Origin of the sequence: Kitasatospora mediocidica KCTC 9733 (assembly GCF_000744225.1) — a bacterium.
GTDB lineage: Bacteria > Actinomycetota > Actinomycetes > Streptomycetales > Streptomycetaceae > Kitasatospora > Kitasatospora mediocidica.
The window spans coordinates 690,750-706,881 of the sequence record NZ_JQLN01000004.1 but is presented as its reverse complement, the minus strand read 5'-3'; the positions used below and the strand labels follow the sequence as shown (position 1 = coordinate 706,881).

At 74.0% G+C, this 16,132-nt stretch carries 11 protein-coding genes, 5 tRNA genes and 1 pseudogene; 10 read left to right on the top strand and 7 right to left on the bottom strand.

Annotation, left to right across the window (positions count from 1 at the left end):
- Positions 1 to 21 precede the first annotated feature (21 nt).
- From BS80_RS10760 to BS80_RS10720, 8 genes are all read left to right on the top strand, one after another.
- The gene (locus tag BS80_RS10760; protein ID WP_035795902.1) at positions 22 to 1,092 is read left to right on the top strand and encodes a methionine ABC transporter ATP-binding protein; all 1,071 of its coding nucleotides are present in this window, start codon (positions 22 to 24) and stop codon (positions 1,090 to 1,092) included.
- Positions 1,089 to 1,784, top strand: coding sequence for a methionine ABC transporter permease (locus BS80_RS10755; RefSeq protein WP_035795899.1), 696 nt, complete (start codon positions 1,089 to 1,091; stop codon positions 1,782 to 1,784). The genes BS80_RS10760 and BS80_RS10755 overlap by 4 nt, the downstream gene beginning before the upstream one ends.
- 95 nt (positions 1,785 to 1,879) lie before the next feature.
- Positions 1,880 to 2,707, top strand: a complete 828-nt coding sequence (locus tag BS80_RS10750) for a MetQ/NlpA family ABC transporter substrate-binding protein (protein ID WP_035795897.1) — start codon at positions 1,880 to 1,882, stop codon at positions 2,705 to 2,707.
- A 156-nt stretch (positions 2,708 to 2,863) separates the two neighbouring features.
- Positions 2,864 to 3,517, top strand: coding sequence for a GNAT family N-acetyltransferase (locus BS80_RS10745; protein WP_083974502.1), 654 nt, complete (start codon positions 2,864 to 2,866; stop codon positions 3,515 to 3,517).
- Between the two features lie 213 nt (positions 3,518 to 3,730).
- A complete protein-coding gene (cbiE, locus tag BS80_RS10735) occupies positions 3,731 to 4,960 on the top strand; it encodes a precorrin-6y C5,15-methyltransferase (decarboxylating) subunit CbiE (RefSeq protein WP_035795890.1) in 1,230 nt (409 codons plus the stop codon).
- A gap of 449 nt (positions 4,961 to 5,409) precedes the next feature.
- Positions 5,410 to 8,871: a nicotinate-nucleotide--dimethylbenzimidazole phosphoribosyltransferase gene (cobT, locus tag BS80_RS10730; RefSeq protein WP_083974500.1), complete on the top strand. Its 3,462-nt coding sequence runs from the start codon at positions 5,410 to 5,412 to the stop codon at positions 8,869 to 8,871.
- 104 nt (positions 8,872 to 8,975) lie between these two features.
- On the top strand, positions 8,976 to 10,226 hold the full coding sequence (gene cobA / locus BS80_RS10725; protein WP_035795889.1) for a uroporphyrinogen-III C-methyltransferase: 1,251 nt from the start codon (positions 8,976 to 8,978) through the stop codon (positions 10,224 to 10,226).
- Between the two features lie 15 nt (positions 10,227 to 10,241).
- Positions 10,242 to 11,069 carry a TrmH family RNA methyltransferase gene (locus tag BS80_RS10720; RefSeq protein WP_035795887.1) on the top strand — a complete coding sequence of 276 codons (828 nt, stop codon included), beginning with the start codon at positions 10,242 to 10,244 and terminating at the stop codon, positions 11,067 to 11,069.
- 34 nt (positions 11,070 to 11,103) lie between these two features.
- Here the strand turns inward: BS80_RS10720 and BS80_RS40600 are convergent, their stop codons facing one another.
- Complete coding sequence (locus tag BS80_RS40600) at positions 11,104 to 12,276, bottom strand: hypothetical protein (RefSeq protein ID WP_063771936.1); 1,173 nt, start codon at positions 12,274 to 12,276, stop codon at positions 11,104 to 11,106.
- Positions 12,273 to 13,205 (bottom strand): serine/threonine-protein kinase, encoded by a 933-nt coding sequence (locus BS80_RS40595; RefSeq protein WP_198045486.1) that lies wholly within the window; start codon positions 13,203 to 13,205, stop codon positions 12,273 to 12,275. The genes BS80_RS40600 and BS80_RS40595 overlap by 4 nt, the downstream gene beginning before the upstream one ends.
- A 464-nt stretch (positions 13,206 to 13,669) precedes the next feature.
- Between BS80_RS40595 and BS80_RS10710 the strand changes: the two genes are divergently transcribed.
- On the top strand, positions 13,670 to 13,882 hold the full coding sequence (locus BS80_RS10710; RefSeq protein WP_035795886.1) for a hypothetical protein: 213 nt from the start codon (positions 13,670 to 13,672) through the stop codon (positions 13,880 to 13,882).
- Positions 13,883 to 14,102: 220 nt separating this feature from the next.
- On the opposite strand, the gene BS80_RS10705 is transcribed toward BS80_RS10710, so the two are convergent.
- The 5 genes from BS80_RS10705 to BS80_RS10685 form a co-directional block, all read right to left on the bottom strand.
- Positions 14,103 to 14,174: transfer RNA gene (locus tag BS80_RS10705), tRNA-Val, on the bottom strand.
- Positions 14,175 to 14,249: 75 nt separating this feature from the next.
- Positions 14,250 to 14,321: transfer RNA gene (locus tag BS80_RS10700), tRNA-Val, on the bottom strand.
- 75 nt (positions 14,322 to 14,396) lie between these two features.
- Positions 14,397 to 14,468 (bottom strand) — tRNA-Val (locus BS80_RS10695).
- Positions 14,469 to 14,500: 32 nt separating this feature from the next.
- Positions 14,501 to 14,574 (bottom strand) — tRNA-Cys (locus BS80_RS10690).
- 55 nt (positions 14,575 to 14,629) lie between these two features.
- Positions 14,630 to 14,702 (bottom strand) — tRNA-Gly (locus BS80_RS10685).
- Between the two features lie 370 nt (positions 14,703 to 15,072).
- Here BS80_RS10685 and BS80_RS10680 point away from each other — a divergent pair.
- Positions 15,073 to 16,100, top strand: a pseudogene (locus tag BS80_RS10680) (chorismate-binding protein).
- The last annotated feature ends 32 nt before the right edge of the window (positions 16,101 to 16,132 follow it).

Sequence of the window (16,132 nt, the reverse complement as noted above, 5' to 3'; positions counted from 1 at the left end):
CCCCGACCCACGGAAGCAGCTGTGATCACCACCAAGGACCTCACGAAGGTCTACCGATCAGGAGATCGCCAGGTCACCGCCCTGGACGGCGTCGACCTGCACGTCCGCGAGGGCGAGGTGTACGGCGTTGTCGGCACCAGCGGCGCCGGCAAGAGCACCCTCATCCGCTGCGTCAACATGCTGGAGCGCCCGAGCTCGGGCACGGTCACCGTCGACGGTCTCGACCTCACCGCGCTGGCGGGCAACGAGCACCGCGCGGGACGCGAACTGCGCGAGGCCCGCCGCCGGATCGGCATGGTCTTCCAGCACTTCAACCTGCTCTCCTCGCGCACCGTGCAGGAGAACGTCGAACTGCCGCTGGAGATCACCGGCCTGGACCGTCACGCCCGCCGCCGCAAGGCCGCCGAACTGCTGGAGCTGGTCGGCCTCGCCGACAAGGCCCGCAGCTACCCGGGCCAGCTCTCCGGCGGCCAGAAGCAGCGCGTCGGCATCGCCCGCGCGCTGGCCGGCGACCCCAAGGTGCTGCTCTCCGACGAGGCGACCTCCGCGCTCGACCCGGAAACCACCCGCTCGGTCCTGCGCCTGCTGCGCGACCTCAACCAGCAGCTCGGCCTGACGGTGCTCCTGATCACCCATGAGATGGACGTCATCAAGTCGGTCTGCGACTCGGCGGCGCTGATGCGCGGCGGACGGGTCGTCGAGTCCGGCACCCTCACCGACCTGCTCGCCGACGAGCGCTCCGAACTGGCCCGCGAGCTCTTCCCGCTCAGCGAGTTCGGCACCGGGCGGCCCGACGGCACCGTGCTGGAGATCACCTTCCAGGGCGACACCTCCGGACAGCCGTTCGTCTCCCAGCTCGCCCGGACCTACCAGATCGACGTCAACATCCTGGGCGCCGCGGTGGAGACCATCGGCGGCCGGATGGTCGGCCGGATGCGGGTCGAGCTCTCCGGCAGCCATCAGGACAACGTGGTGCCGATCGGCTACCTGCGCGAACAGGGCCTCCAAGTGGACGTCCTGAACGGGCCGAACGGCCTGAACGGGCCGAACAGCCTCGACGGCCTCACCGCGACGAACGGAGCAGTGGCATGACCTGGGACGACATGCAGCCGCTGCTGTGGACCGCCACACAGGAAACTTTCCAGATGGTCGGCATCGCCACCCTGGTCACCCTGCTGCTCGGCCTGCCGCTCGGCGTCCTGCTGGTCCTCACCGACCAGGGCGGGCCGCTGCGCAACCGGCCGGTCAACAAGGTGGTCGGCGCGATCGTCAACGTCGGGCGCTCGCTGCCCTTCGTGATCCTGCTGGTCGCGCTGATCCCGTTCACCCGCTGGGTGGTCGGCACCACCATCGGCTGGCAGGCGGCCACCGTGCCGCTGGCCGTCGGCGCCATCCCCTTCTTCGCGCGGCTGGTGGAGAGCGCGGTGCGCGGGGTGGACCGCGGCCTGGTCGAGGCGATCCACGCGATGGGCGGCAGCACCTGGGCGGTCGTCAGGAAGGCGCTGCTGCCGGAGGCCCTGCCGGCCCTGGTCTCGGCGCTGACCACCACCGTGATCGCGCTGGTCGGTTACTCGGCGATGGCCGGCACGGTCGGCGGCGGCGGCCTGGGCAACCTGGCCATCACCTACGGCTACATGCGGTTCGAGACCAACTTCATGATCGTCATCGTGATCGAGCTGATCCTGCTGGTCGCCGTCGTCCAGCTGCTCGGCGACTTCGCGGTCCGCCGGCTTTCCCACCGCGGCACCTCGGCCGGGCTGCTGTCCCGCCTGCGCCGCGCCTGACCGCCCGCCGACCGCACCCCTGAGACTTCCGCCTCCCGGGAAACCCCCGGGTGCGCGGCCAACCCCTCCCATACCTCCGGAGAAAGGCACTTTTCGTGCGTACCGTCCTGAAGTACACCGCTGTCCTCGCCACCGCCGGCCTCACGCTCTCCGTGGCGGCCTGCTCGTCCAGCTCCTCGGGCTCCTCGAACAGCGCCGACAAGCCGCTGGTCGTGGTCGCCAGCCCGACCCCGCACGCCCAGATCCTGGACTACATCCGGGACAACCTGGCGGCCAAGGCGGGTCTGAAGCTGACGGTCAAGGAGGTCTCGGACTACACCCTGCAGAACCCCGCCGTGCAGGACGGCTCCGCCGACGCCAACTACTTCCAGCACGTCCCCTACCTGACCGACTTCAACAAGACGCACGGGACGGACATCGTCCCGGTCGAGGCCGTCCACCTGGAGCCGCTGGGCGTCTACTCGAAGAAGGTCAAGAAGATCACCGACCTGGCCCAGGGCGCCTCGGTCGCGGTCCCCAACGACGCCACCAACGAGGGCCGGGCGCTCAAGCTGCTCGCCGACAACGACGTGATCACCCTCAAGGCCGGCGCCGGCACCACCGCCACCATCCACGACATCGCCGCCAACCCGAAGAGCCTCAAGTTCAAGGAGCTGGACGCCGCGCAGCTGCCGCGCGCCCTGGACGACGTGGACGCCTCGGTGATCAACGGCAACAACGCGCTGGGCGCGGGCCTCAAGCCCGCCACCGACGCGATCCTGCTGGAGAAGGCCGACGGCAACCCGTACGCGAACGTGCTCGCCGTCAAGAAGGGCCACGAGAACGACCCGCGGGTCCAGAAGCTGGTCCAGCTGCTGCACTCGCCCGAGGTCAAGAAGTACATCGAGGACACCTTCCAGGGCTCGGTCATCCCGGCCTTCTAGGCACGCCCCACCATTTCGCGGGCCCCGGCACGGCGGTGTCGGGGCCCGCGCACGTCCGCGCCCGGATCCGCGCGAACTGACGCTCCGTCGCCCCGGGACAGCGCCCCCGGAGCGCGGGGCGTACCGTGGGTCCACGACCCGGCGAGGAGAGACGGTATGCCAGCGAGCTTCCCCGAGACCGCGATCAGCACCGAACGGCTGCTGCTGCGCCCTCTGGAGGAGGGCGATGCGCCCGGGCTGGTCGCCATGATGGCCGACGAGCTGGTCCTGAGCTGGACCGACGTCCCGCAGCCCTACACCCGCGAGCATGCCCTGGGCTGGGTCCGCAGCGAGGTCCCCGAGCTGCGCGCCACCGGGCGGGGCATCGCCTTCGCGGTGACCGAGCACCTCACCCAGCGCCTGGTCGGCATCGTCGAACTGCACCACACCGACTGGCGTTTGCTCAGCACCGAGGCCAACTACGTGACGGCGCCGTGGGCGCGCGGCGAGGGCTACGCCGTCGAATCGCTGCTGGGGGTGGCGCAGTGGCTCTTCGAGGACCGCGGCTTCCACCGGCTGGAGCTGCGCACCGCGGCCGGCAACACCGCGGCCCAGCAGGTCGCGCAGAAGATCGGCTGCATCAGCGAGGGCGTGCTGCGCAGCGCCTGGATAGTGCGCACCGGCGAGGTCGGCTCGGCGGGGGAGGAGAGCCGCAGCGACCTGATCCTGTGGAGTCTGCTCCCCGAGGACCTGGACGCGGTCGACAGCTACGACGGCTACCAGGGCGGTGCCGCGCACGAGAACGCCGACCGGTTCGCCCTGCACGACTGACCTCCTGCCCCGTCAACCCGGGCCGACCCGAGTGGATGTCCGGCCTCGTACGATCCCACCAGGTAACCTCTGCTCCTGGGCGGACGGCCGGACGGCGGGGGTGGCAGACACCTCCGCCCTGCGCGGCCCTCCGGCCGGCCAGGGCCCGGACGCAGGTACCGATGCGCGCCGCGGCCGAGTCGTCAGGTGGGAACCGAGGGAGAACAGCCGCGCATGGCTGACCGGATCACAGTCATCGGCTGGGACGGCACACCGCTGACCGAGGCCGCCGCCGCCGCGCTCGGCGCAGCGACCCTGGTCGCCGGGGCGCCGTACCAGCTCAACGCGCTGCCGGTACCGGCTGCCGCCGAGCGGATCGCGCTCGGCAGCGTCGAGTCGGCGGCCCGCCGGATCGCCGAGCACCGGGGCGCGGTGGTGGTCGTCGCCGAGGGCGACCCCGGATTCTTCGGCGTCGTCCGCACCCTGCGGCGCGCCGAGTACGGCCTTGAGCTCGAAGTGCTGCCGGCCGTCTCCTCGGTCGCCGCGGCCTTCGCCCGGGCCGGAATGCCCTGGGAGGACGCCCAGGTGGTGAGCACGCACGGCGGCCGGTTGCGCCGGGCGGCGAACATCTGCCGGGCCAACAGCAAGGTCGCCGTGCTGACCAGCGCGGACGCCGGGCCCAGTGAGCTGGCCCTGATGCTGCGCGGCGTGCACCGCACCTTCGTGGTCTGCGAGGGACTCGGCACGCCCGACGAGGACGTCACCGTCCTGACCTCCGACCGGGTCCCGGACCACGACTGGCGCGACCCCAACGTGGTGCTGGTGATCGGCGGCAACGCGCAGACCAACCAGCCCGTCGGCGAACCGTCCGGCTGGCTCGCCGGCCGTCCGGTCGGTTACCGCACGGGCGAGCACGGCTGGGCCCTGCCGGGCGAGGCCTACGACGGCGAGGCGGCGGACTCGGTGCCCGCGCAGACCCGCGCGGTGGTGCTGGCCAGGCTCGGTCCCGGGCCGGGCGACCTGGTGTGGAGCGTGGGTTCGGGCAGCGGGGCGCTGGCGGTGGAGACGGCGCGCTTCGGCGCGGCGGTGCTCGCGGTCGAGGCGGATGCGGCGGCCTGCGCCCGGATCGCGGTCAACGCGCGCCGCTACGGCGTGGAGGTCGAGACCGTGCACGGCAGCGCGCCCGAGGTGCTGGGCGGCCTGCCCGAGCCGGACGCCGTGGTGGTCGAGCACGGCGGCGCCGCCGTGGTCGAGGCGGTGCTGACCCGCCGTCCGGGACGCCTGGTGGCACTGGCGGGCACCTTCGGCGAGGCCGAGGAGATCCGCAAGGTCGTCACCGCGGCGGGATACCAGCTGTCGGGCTCGCTGCTCCAGAGCGCGCCGCTCTCCAACGACGGCGGGCTGTCGATCGGTGCGGGCGAGAGTTCCCTCGTGCTCTGGGCCGAGCCGACTACCCAGCAGTAGCGGACGGCCATACCGGACGATTCGGACATCGATTCGATGAGCTGTCGGTCCGGGCCGGTAGTCTGACGGTCCGACCGCTTCCCGGAAATCCGGGGCGGCGGCCCTCCCGACGTGTTGCAACCCACACGCTGATCGGGCTGTGGGCATTCGACTGACACTCGCCGGACCGGGAGAATGTGCCGGGGCCCGGGGTGGTCGTGCCGGTTGCCCCGGGCTGTCGTTAGTTCAGGTGACGGTGTGCTGTGCCGATCCGCCCCCACCGGGGTGGGCGGGCGAGGCACCCGCTGCCGTGACCAGCCGGACGGGACCACGGGCGTCGCGCAACGGTGCGACGACCGTCAGTTGTTGAGGGGTGGGCCGACCCGCGGCTTGGACCCGGAGCGGACGGTGTGCCTCGGTCGGTGACCGGGTCGCCAAGGACGCGGAAGCGGCCTGGAAGGAGTGTTGACATGACCGACAACGGTCACGTCCCCAACGAGGGACTGCCGGAGCATCTGCTCCCCGAGAACGGAACCGACCCCGCGCGCGGAGGTGGCGGTTGGGGCCCCGACCTCGTCGGCCAGCCCGTCCCGGGCGGAGTTCTCCGACCGGCCTTCACCTTCCTCGATCAGCCGGACCAGGTGGAGCAGCGGCTGGAGCCGCTCGACCAGCTGGACGACGATGACGACGTGCTGCTGATGCCGGGTCCGCAGGGCTCCTGGAGCGATGCCGCGCCGCCGGTCACGATCCCGCAGGCCGACCTCGGGCCGGCGGCGCCCGCCGGGTTCGCCGTCGCCGACGGGCCGGTGGCCTTCCACCCGGTCGAGCCGGCCGCGCCGCTCGGCGACCCGTCGGTGCCGGTGGCGCCGGTCGAGCCGACGATGGCGCTGCTCACCGTTCCCGTGGCGGCTCCCGTCGCCGGGCCCGAGGCCGACGCGCTCGGCGTCGCGGGTACGCCGGTCGAGCCGTCCTGGCCCCCGCTCGCCCCGCCGCTGCTCGCCGCCGACGCGGCGCCGGAGGCGGCGGCCCTCGCGCCGGTCGCTCCCGACGTCGCCGTCCCCGCCGCTGCCGTCCCCGTTGCCGCCGAGCCGGTGACGCAGCCGGAGGCCGTCCAGGCGACCGTGCCACAGCCGGTGGCCGCGCAGTCCGCCCGCCGTCCGCTGCACGCGGGCCCGCCGATCCCGGACCCCTCGCTGATGACCGGTCACGTCCCGGTCCGCTCGCTCGCCGACCGTGGCCCGTCCGGCCAGGTCGCCGCGCCGGCCGTCGGCATCGCCGTGCTGCCCGCGCAGCAGGTGGCCGCGCCCGTCGAGACCGTGCCGGCGCCCGCTGCCCCCGCCCCGCTCCCGGTCGAACAGATCGAGCAGGCCGGGCAGGTCGAGCAGGTGGCCGTGGTGCACGAGGTCCCGGCGCCGGTGGCTGAGCCCGCCGCCGCGCCCGTCGTCGTCGAGCCCGTGGCCGAGGTCGTCGCCGCGCCCGTCGAGGTTCCGGCGGAACAGCTGCCCGTCGAGGTCCCGGTGGCCGAGGTTCCGGCTGCCGCTCCCGTTGTCGTGGAGCTCGTCGAGGCGCCCGCCGAGCAGCAGCCCGCCGAGCCGGTCGCCGAGCAGCTGCCCGACCCGGTCGCGGCCGTCGCCGTCGAGGCCCCCGTCACGCCGGAGCCGCAGCCCGACCCCCAGGCCCAGCCCGACCCCCAGGCCCAGCCCGCCCCCGTCGCCCACCCGCGCCGGATCGCCGCGTTCCTGGCCGCGCCCGCGCCGCACGGTCTGCCGGTCGTCCCCGCCGTGCCCGTGCCCGTGTCCGAGGCGCCCGAGACCACCGAGGCCCTCACCGTGCCCCCGATAACGCCCGACGCGTCCGCCGCCGCCCCGGAGCTCCGGCCCGCGGCCGCTCTGGCGGCACCGGCCGCACCAGCCGCACCGGAGACGGCCGTTGGCACCGGCGTGATGCCCTCCGGAACGACCGCCGCCGACCCGCAGCCCGCGCCCGTCGCCGAGGCCGCCGCCGTCGAGCTCACCGAGCCCGAGCCCGCCCAGTCGTCCGAGCAGCAGCCCGCCCCCGAGGCCGCCGCCGCAGCCGAGCCCGCGGTCGACCCGGAGCAGCTGAATCACCCGCAGCATCCGGAGCAGCCCCAGCAGCCGGAGCAGCCCGAAGAGCCCGCAGCCGAGGAGATCGACCGCGGCCCCGCCGCCCCCGGCTACGACCAGGCCATGCGCGACGCCGTCCACCAGGTCATGCGCGAGCGCCGCGACGTCCGCAACGGCTTCCGCCCGGACCCGGTCCCGCACGAGGTGCTGCTGCGCGTCCTGGAGGCGGCCCACACCGCGCCCAGCGTCGGCTACTCCCAGCCCTGGGACTTCGTGGTCATCCGGTCCTCCAAGACCCGCCGCAAGATGCACGACCTGGCCGAGCGTCAGCGCGAGGCCTACGCCGCCTCGCTCCCCAAGGGCCGCGCGAAGCAGTTCAAGGAAATCAAGATCGAGGCCATCCTCGACACGCCGGTCAACATCGTCGTCACCGCCGACCGCACCCGTGGCGGCCGGCACACCCTCGGCCGGCACACCCAGCCGCAGATGGCGCCCTACTCGGCCGCGCTGGCCGTCGAGAACCTCTGGCTGGCGGCCCGCGCCGAGGGCCTGGGCGTCGGCTGGGTGAGCTTCTTCGACGAGGAGGAGATGGTCCGCGAGCTCGGCCTGCCCGAGCACCTGGACGTCGTCGCCTACCTCTGCATCGGCTACGTCGACTCGTTCCCGGACGAGCCCGAGCTCCAGCAGCAGGGCTGGGCCAAGAAGCGCCCGCTCTCCTGGGTGGTGCACGAGGAGCAGTACGGCAACCGTGCCCTGCCGGGCGAGGAGCCGCACAGCCTGCTCGCCGAGACCCGCCGCACCATCCGCCCGCTGGACGCCAAGGCGCTCGGCGAGGCCTGGGACCGGCAGAAGCGGATGACCAAGCCGGCCGGCTCGCTCGGCATGCTGGAGATCATCTCCGCCCAGCTCAGCGGCCTCTCCCGCAAGTGCCCGCCGCCGGTCCCCGAGCCCGCCTGCGTCGCGGTCTTCGCGGGCGACCACGGCGTGCACGCCCAGGGCGTCACCCCCTGGCCGCAGGAGGTCACCGCGCAGATGGTGGCGAACTTCCTGGCCGGCGGCGCGGTGGTCAACGCCTTCGCCGCCCAGGTCGGCGCCGAGGTCTGCGTGGTGGACGTGGGCGTGGCCAGCGAGCTGCCGCAGGCAGTCCAGGACGGCCGGACCACCGGCCTGCTGCCCCGCAAGGTCAAGCCGGGCACCGACGACATGACCCAGGGCCCGGCGATGAGCCGGGAGGAGGCGCTCAAGGCCATCGAGGTCGGCATCGAGACCGCCCGCGACCTGGTCGCGGCGGGCAACAAGATCCTGATCACCGGCGACATGGGCATCGCCAACACCACGGCCTCCGCCGCCCTGATCGCCGTCTTCGCGGGCGCCGACCCGGCCGAGGTCACCGGCCGCGGCACCGGCATCGACGACGCGACGCACGCCCACAAGGTCGAGGTGGTCCGCCGCGCGCTGGCGCTGCACCAGCCCGACCCGGCTGACCCGATCGGCGTACTGGCCGCCGTCGGCGGTCTGGAGCACGCGGCCCTGGCGGGCTTCATGCTCGGCGCCGCCTCGCTGCGCACCCCGGTGATCCTGGACGGCGTCATCGCCGGCTCGGCCGCCCTGGTCGCCAAGGCGATCGCCCCCGAGGTCCTCGCCGCCTGCATCGCCGGCCACCGGTCCGCCGAGCCCGGCCACAAGGCCGCGCTGGCCAAGCTGGGCCTGCGTCCGCTGATCGACCTGGACCTTCGCCTCGGCGAGGGCACCGGCGCCCTGCTCGCGCTTCCCCTGGTGCAGAGTGCCGCCCGGGCGATGCACGATGTAGCCACCTTCGACTCCGCCGGGGTCACCGAGAAGGCCTGAGGCCGCGCTCGTCCGCTCCTCCCGTACCCGGCCCAAGGGCGCGTCCGGTACGGGAGGAGCGTTGCCCTACCCGAACAGCCCTCCGTCGCTCAGGAGCTCCGCCGATGACCGCGCCCCACCCCCACCCCAGCACCGCGGGCCGCACGCCCTACCCCGTCGGTCTGCTGCTCACCGGCCGCCGTGTGCTCGTGGTCGGCGGCGGCCAGGTAGCCCAGCGCCGGCTGCCGGCCCTGATAGCCGCCGGTGCCGATGTGCACCTGGTCTCGCCGGTCACCACCCCCGCCGTCCAGGCGATGGCCGACGCGGGCGAGATCAGCTGGCACCGCCGCGGCTACGCCGACGGTGACCTCGCGGACTGCTGGTACGTGCTGGTGGCCACCGACGACCACGCGGTCAACGAGGCCGTCAGCGCGGCGGCCGAAGGGCTGCGGATCTTCTGCGCCCGCAGCGACGACGCGGCCGCCGCGACCGCCTGGACCCCGGCCACCGGCCACGACGACGGCACCACCGTCGCCGTGCTGACCGGCGACCCGCGGTACTCCGCCGCGCTGCGCACCACCATCGTCGAGGGACTGCGCGACGGCAGCCTGAGCGCCCGTCAGTTCCGCGCCCGCGCGGCCGGCGTGGCCCTGGTCGGCGGCGGCCCCGGCGACCCGGACCTGATCACCGTGCGCGGCCGCCGGCTGCTCGCGGACGCGGACGTCGTGGTCGCCGACCGGCTGGCCCCGCGCGAGCTGCTCGCCGAGCTCGCGCCGCACGTCGAGGTGATCGACGCCTCCAAGATCCCGTACGGGCGCGCGATGGCCCAGGAGGCGATCAACCAGGCGCTGATCGACGCGGCCAAGGCCGGCAAGTTCGTGGTCCGGCTCAAGGGCGGCGACCCGTACGTCTACGGGCGTGGCGGTGAGGAGCTGCTCGCCTGCGTCGAGGCCGGCATCCCGGTCACCGTCGTGCCGGGCATCTCCAGCTCGATCAGTGTCCCGGCCGCGGTCGGCATCCCGGTCACCCACCGCGGGATGACCCACGAGTTCACCGTGGTCTCCGGCCACGTCGCCCCCGAGGACCCGCGCTCGCTGGTCAACTGGGAGGCGGCCGCCCAGATGCGCGGCACCCTGGTGCTGCTGATGGCCGTCGAGCGGATCGGCGCCATCGCGGCCCGCCTGATCGCCTCGGGCCGGGACGCCGACACGCCCGTCGCCGTGGTCCAGGAGGGCACCACCGCCGCCCAGCGCCGGATCGACGCGACCCTCGGTACGGTCGCCGCCACGGTGGTCGCCGAGGGCGTCCGCCCGCCGGCCGTCATCGTCATCGGCGAGGTCGTCCACGTGCTGGACCCCGCAACCCGTACCGCCTGAGCCGAGAGCGCGAGCATGGCCGAGCCGAGCACCATCACCGACCCCGACGACCCGCGCCTGGCGGACTACACCGGGCTGACCGACGTCGAGCTTCGCAGACGCCGGGAGCCGGCCGAAGGTCTGTTCATCGCCGAGGGCGAGAAGGTCATCCGGCGCGCCCTGGCTGCCGGGTACGCGATGCGCTCGATGCTGCTGACGGCCAAGTGGCTGGACGTCATGGCGGACGTCATCGCCGAGGCGGATGCCCCGGTGCACGTGGTCGAACCGCAGCTGGCCGAGGAGGTCACCGGCTACCACGTGCACCGCGGGGCGCTCGCCTCGATGGCGCGCAAGCCGCTGCCGTCCGCCGCCGACCTGCTCGGCGGCGGACGCGACGGCGCGGCCCGCCGGGTGGCCGTCTTCGAGGACATCGTCGACCACGCCAACATGGGTGCCGCCTTCAGGAACGCCGCCGCCCTCGGCATCGACGCCGTCCTGCTCACCCCGCGCTGCGCCGATCCGCTCTACCGGCGCTCGGTGAAGGTCTCGATGGGGACCGTCTTCCAGGTGCCGTGGACCCGCCTGGAGTCCTGGCCCCAGGACGTCGGGACCCTGCGCGCCGCGGGCTTCACGGTCGCCGCACTCTGCCTGAGCGAGCAGGCGATCACCCTCGACGAACTCGCCGCCCGCAACGACGAGAAGCTCGCCCTGGTCTTCGGCACCGAGGGCGACGGCATCGCCCCCGGCACCCTCGCCGCGGCGGACCAGCACGTCCGGATCCCGATGGAGGCCGGCGTGGACTCCCTCAACGTCGCGGCCGCCTCGGCCGTGGCCTTCTACACCACTCGCCCGCGCACGGCCTGACCCACCGGCCGAGGTCCACGGCTTGCGGCAAGGCTCAACTCACCCCGGTGCCACCGGAGATGCCTGCGCCCGGCCAGGACTCGTCGAGCGTGCCGTCCGGGCGCAGCGTGTAGCGGGTCGAGGAGCTGGCGCCGGTCTGGGCCACCCGCTCCTCGCGGACCAGCGCGCCGTCCTCCAGCCGCCAGGCGGCGGCGGCCTGCGGGTCCGCCGCCGAGGAGCGGGAGGCGAGCAGGACGGGCGTGTCGGTGGTGAAGCCGAAGAGCTCGACCAGGTCGACCGGGACCGAGCCCTCGGTCCGTCGCAGCACCACCACGGTGGCCGCCGCCCCCCGGTAGCGGGCGGGCAGCACGGAGGCCAGCGTGACCGGCGCGGCGCCGGGGGACTGCGGGGCGGTCGGCTGGACGGCGGGCGAGACGTCCGGGCCGGCCGAGCGGCCGTCGCGCAGCTGGATCGCCGGGCCGCCGCCGGGGTCGCTGTAGCTGCGGTTGGGCCAGTCCACCGCGGGCACCGCCCCGGTGGCCGGGCCGAAGCCGGCCGGGTTCGCCGCGCCGGGGGAGCCGGTGCCGCCGCTGGTCCTGGCCGCGGGCGCCTGGGGTGCCGGCTGCTGGCTCTGCACGCCGTCGGCGGAGAGTCCGAGCGCCGGTCCGGCTCCCTCGGGGACCTGGCCGCCGACCGCGGGGCGCGGCGCCGGCAGCCCCTGCGAACTGCGGTTCTCGCAGCCCTGGGCGGCCGCGATGGCCAGCGCCACGCCGATGGTGACGGTGATGAAGACCACCAGCCGCTGGCGCAGCAGCCGGCGGCGGGAGTCGATCGGCCGCCCCGGGGCCGGGGTGTGCTGACGGTCGCGCGCCGGACGTCCCGGGGCGGGCGTCTGCTGGCGCTCGCGCACGGTGGCCCGCTCCCGGCCCGCGCGGTCGTGCGGCGCCCGGACCGGCCGGGCCGCAGCCCGGACGTCGTAGGCCTCGTGGCCCTCCGGTGCCTGGGACTGAGCGTTGGCCTGGGCGTCGCGGGCCGGCCAGGGCATCGGCGCGGTCGGCGGCTGGCCGGGCGGCCGGCGCAGCGGGGCGCGCCGCTCGGCGGGCCGTCCGGCGCCGGGGTGGTGACCGGGAGCGCTGTGGCCGGCCTCGCGCGCCGAGGGCGCCCCGTGCGCCGGACTGCCCGGGGAGCCCGCGGCAGGGGCGAAACCGCCCTGCGCGCCGTGGCTCACGCCGGGCGCCGGCGCACCGGGGGGCGCAGCCGCGCGCCGCGCGCCGCCTCCCGGGCGGCCGCCTCCTCGCGCGGCTCGGCCGGCGCCGCCGCCCGCCCGCGACCGCCGCCGGCCCGTGCCGCCAGCTCGCTGAGCCGCTCGTGCAGATGAGCCGCGCCCGGGCGCTCCATCGGCTCCTTGGCCAGGCAGGCCCCGACCAGGGGAGCCAGCACCGCCGGCACCTCCGAGAGGTCCGGCTCCTCGTGCACGACCCGGTAGAGCATCACCTCCGACGAGGCGCCGGAGCCGAACGGCGAGTCGCCGGTCAGCGCGTACGCCAGCGTGGCGCCGAACGCGAAGACGTCGGTGGCGGGCGTCACCGCGGCGCCGCGGACCTGCTCGGGGGCCAGGAAGCCGGGTGAGCCGACGGCCGTGCCCACGTGGGTGAGCGTGCTGGCGCCGCGCGACCACGCGATGCCGAAGTCGATGATCCGCGGGCCCTTGGGGGAGAGCAGGATGTTGGACGGCTTCAGGTCCCGGTGCACGACGCCGGCCTCGTGCACCTTCACCAGGCCGTCGGCCAGCGCGGAACCGATCCGGGCCACCTCGGGCCAGGCCAGCGGGCCCTCGTCGCCGACCCGCTTGTAGAGCGAGGGGCCGGGCACGTACGCGGTGGCGAGCCAGGGCCGGTCGGCCTCGATGTCGGAGGCGACCACCCGGGCCGTGCAGCCGCCGCGGATCCGCGAGGCGGCGGCGATCTCGCGGGCGAACCGGGTGCGGAACTCCGCGTCCTCGGCCAGCTCGGCCCGGATCAGCTTCAGTGCGACCCGCTGGCCCTTGCGGTCGGAGCCCAGATAGACCACGCCCATCCCGCCGGCGCCGAGCCGACGGTGCAACCGGTAGGGGCCGACGATGCGGGGGTCCTCACGCCTCAGCCGCATCATCGCCATGTCGTTCCCCGTCGGCCCGTCAGGTGGGCAACCCGTGAGGTGCGCCCCCGGTGGTGGGGCAGCGTCAGATTCTTCCGGGCACAGCTTACGGACTGTCGGCTGCGGTGTGCTGATACGCAACACGTGAACCGCCGGTGGGATTGTCCGATCTCCCTGGGACAGGGCCGCGCGGAGGCGTTGGTGTGACCGGGGTCTCGGGGTCGCTCTCAGGGTTCCCTCGGGGGTCGAAGGACCCTCGACTCCCCCTGCGGTAGTAGTCGACCCGGACTCCACTCATCCTCCTGGCCACCCCTGGAACGATACGCGGGCACGATGTCAGGAGCCGGCGGTCCACCTACGGTTGAGAGCAGCGGTGGGCGGGGTGCTCGTCCCCCGAGACCAACCGTCCACCGCGCAGGCCGTACCGCAGCGGCATCGGTGACCGTCCGACTCGAAGCGGCACCAGTAGGGGCAGGAGCAGGACCATGGCAACGGAAATCTCCGCAGACCCGGCCCGGCGCCGGCGGCTGCTCGCGATCCGGCCCGCCCGGTCGCGCCGCCCGGCGGACGACCGCCGGCATCCCGTGGTCGCCCTGGCCATGGCGCTGCCGTGTGCGATCGCCCTGCTCCTGCTCTTCGGAGGCTGGGAGCAGATGGTCAGCCAGACCGAGGCGGTGGCCAACCTGATCGGGCGTTGACCTCTCGGGACAAGGGGTCGGCGCCGACCGGAGCGAAGCGCCCGCGGGGACACGCGGACGGGCGAGCAGCGGGTGCCCACGCACCGGTCAGTCGAGTGCCGTGTACGGAACGCCGGTGAGGGCGTCCCGTACACGGCACTCTCGTTTCCCCCGCCGCGGACGCACGAGAGCCGCAGCCCGTGACCGGACTGCGGCTCTCGTTCCAACTGCTTTGCTGCTGTGCGCGATACTGGGATCGAACCAGTGACCCCTACCGTGTCAAGGTAGTGCTCTCCCGCTGAGCTAATCGCGCCTGCCCGACACCAGAGTGTCGGCCCGGCTGGTGGCAGCACTGCGAGGTGCCGCCGAAGATCCCGAAGGACCTGTGTGCGCGATACTGGGATCGAACCAGTGACCCCTACCGTGTCAAGGTAGTGCTCTCCCGCTGAGCTAATCGCGCCTGCCCGACACCAGAGTGTCGGCCCGGCTGGTGGCAGCACTGCGAGGTGCCGCCGAAGGACCCGAAGGACCTGTGTGCGCGATACTGGGATCGAACCAGTGACCCCTACCGTGTCAAGGTAGTGCTCTCCCGCTGAGCTAATCGCGCGGGAAGACCCCCGGTCGAACCGGGGGACCTCTTGGAGGTGGAGACGGGATTTGAACCCGTGTACACGGCTTTGCAGGCCGTTGCCTCGCCTCTCGGCCACTCCACCAGGCAACTTGTCAAACATACCAGGAAGAACGATCATGCTGTCCTTCACGGCACCGAGCGGACGACGAGATTCGAACTCGCGACCCTCACCTTGGCAAGGTGATGCTCTACCAACTGAGCCACGTCCGCCTGTCTTCCGGGTCCTTCACCGCTTCTCAGCGGCTCCGTTTCCCGGCGACGTGTTGAACTTTAGCGGAAACCCTGGCCAGCTCAAATTCCGTATCCGCAGCTAGCGCCCGGGCCCCCTCCGAAGCGCCCCCCGGACGGCCCCGGCAGCAGTGCCGGGCCCGCCGCGAATCCGTGCACGTCAGCCGCCGGGCGCGGCCGCCGGCGCCCGGCGCGGACCGGGTCGCGGCCCGTGCCCGACCTAGACTTCCCAGCACCGCGGACCCGCAACACCGCAGACCCCCGCCGTCGGCCCCCCGGACCCGACGCAGACCGTGACCACCGCAGGAGAACCGTGCCCGCCCCCAGCTCCGCCCCCGCCCCCGACCAGCCGATGGCCCGCTTCGGCGGCCGGCTCGCGACGGGCCTGTGCGAGGTGACCTCCGACCCGGCCGCGTTGGAGAGCGAGGGCTGGTGGGCGGTCGCCCACGACTTCGAGGGCCGCCTCACCTGCGCCCGCTTCGCCGACGTCCGCCCCGACCCGGCCCCCGGCGCGAGCCCGGCGCCTGGCACGGCCCGCTCCCCGGCAGCTGGCACAGCTCGCTGGACCGCGCCGGCTACACCGCCGGCGTCCGCCGGATCCGTGAGCGGATCGCGACCGGTGAGGTCTACCAGGCGAACCTCTGCCGGGTGATGAGCGCGCCACTGCCGCAGGCCGACCCCGCCCGCAGCGACATCGACGCCCTGACCGGCCTGCTCGCCCACGGCAACCCGGCCCCCTACGCGGGCACCCTGCGGCTGCCCGACCACGGCATCGAGATCGCCACCGCCTCGCCCGAGCTCTACCTCTCCCGCTCCGGCCGGAGCGTCTCCTCCGGCCCGATCAAGGGCACCGGCCGCACCGAGGCCGACCTGCTGGAGAAGGACTACGCCGAGAACGTGATGATCGTCGACCTGGTCCGCAACGACCTCGGCCGCGCCTGCGCGATCGGCAGCATCACCGTCCCCGACCTCTGCGCGGTCGAGAAGCACCCCGGCCTGGTGCACCTGGTCTCGCTGGTCCGCGGCACCCTGCGGGACGGCGCCGGCTGGCCCGAGCTGCTGGACGCGACCTTCCCGCCCGGTTCGGTCACCGGCGCCCCCAAGTCCAGCGCGCTGCGCGTCATCGACGAGCTGGAGACCGCCCCGCGCGGCCCGTACACCGGCGCCGTCGGCTGGGTCGACGCCGACCGCGGTGAGGCCGAACTCGCTGTCGGCATCCGGACGTTCTGGATTGAGCGGCCCGCCGCGGCGGCGCCCGTCCTGTACTTCGGCACGGGCGCAGGCATTACCTGGGGCTCCGACCCCGAGCACGAGTGGGCGGAGACCGAACTCAAGGCCGCCCGGCTGGTCGCGATAGCGTCGGGGGAGTATCCGGAGTAGAGCCGTCCACTCCGTGCCCGCGTCTTCTGGAG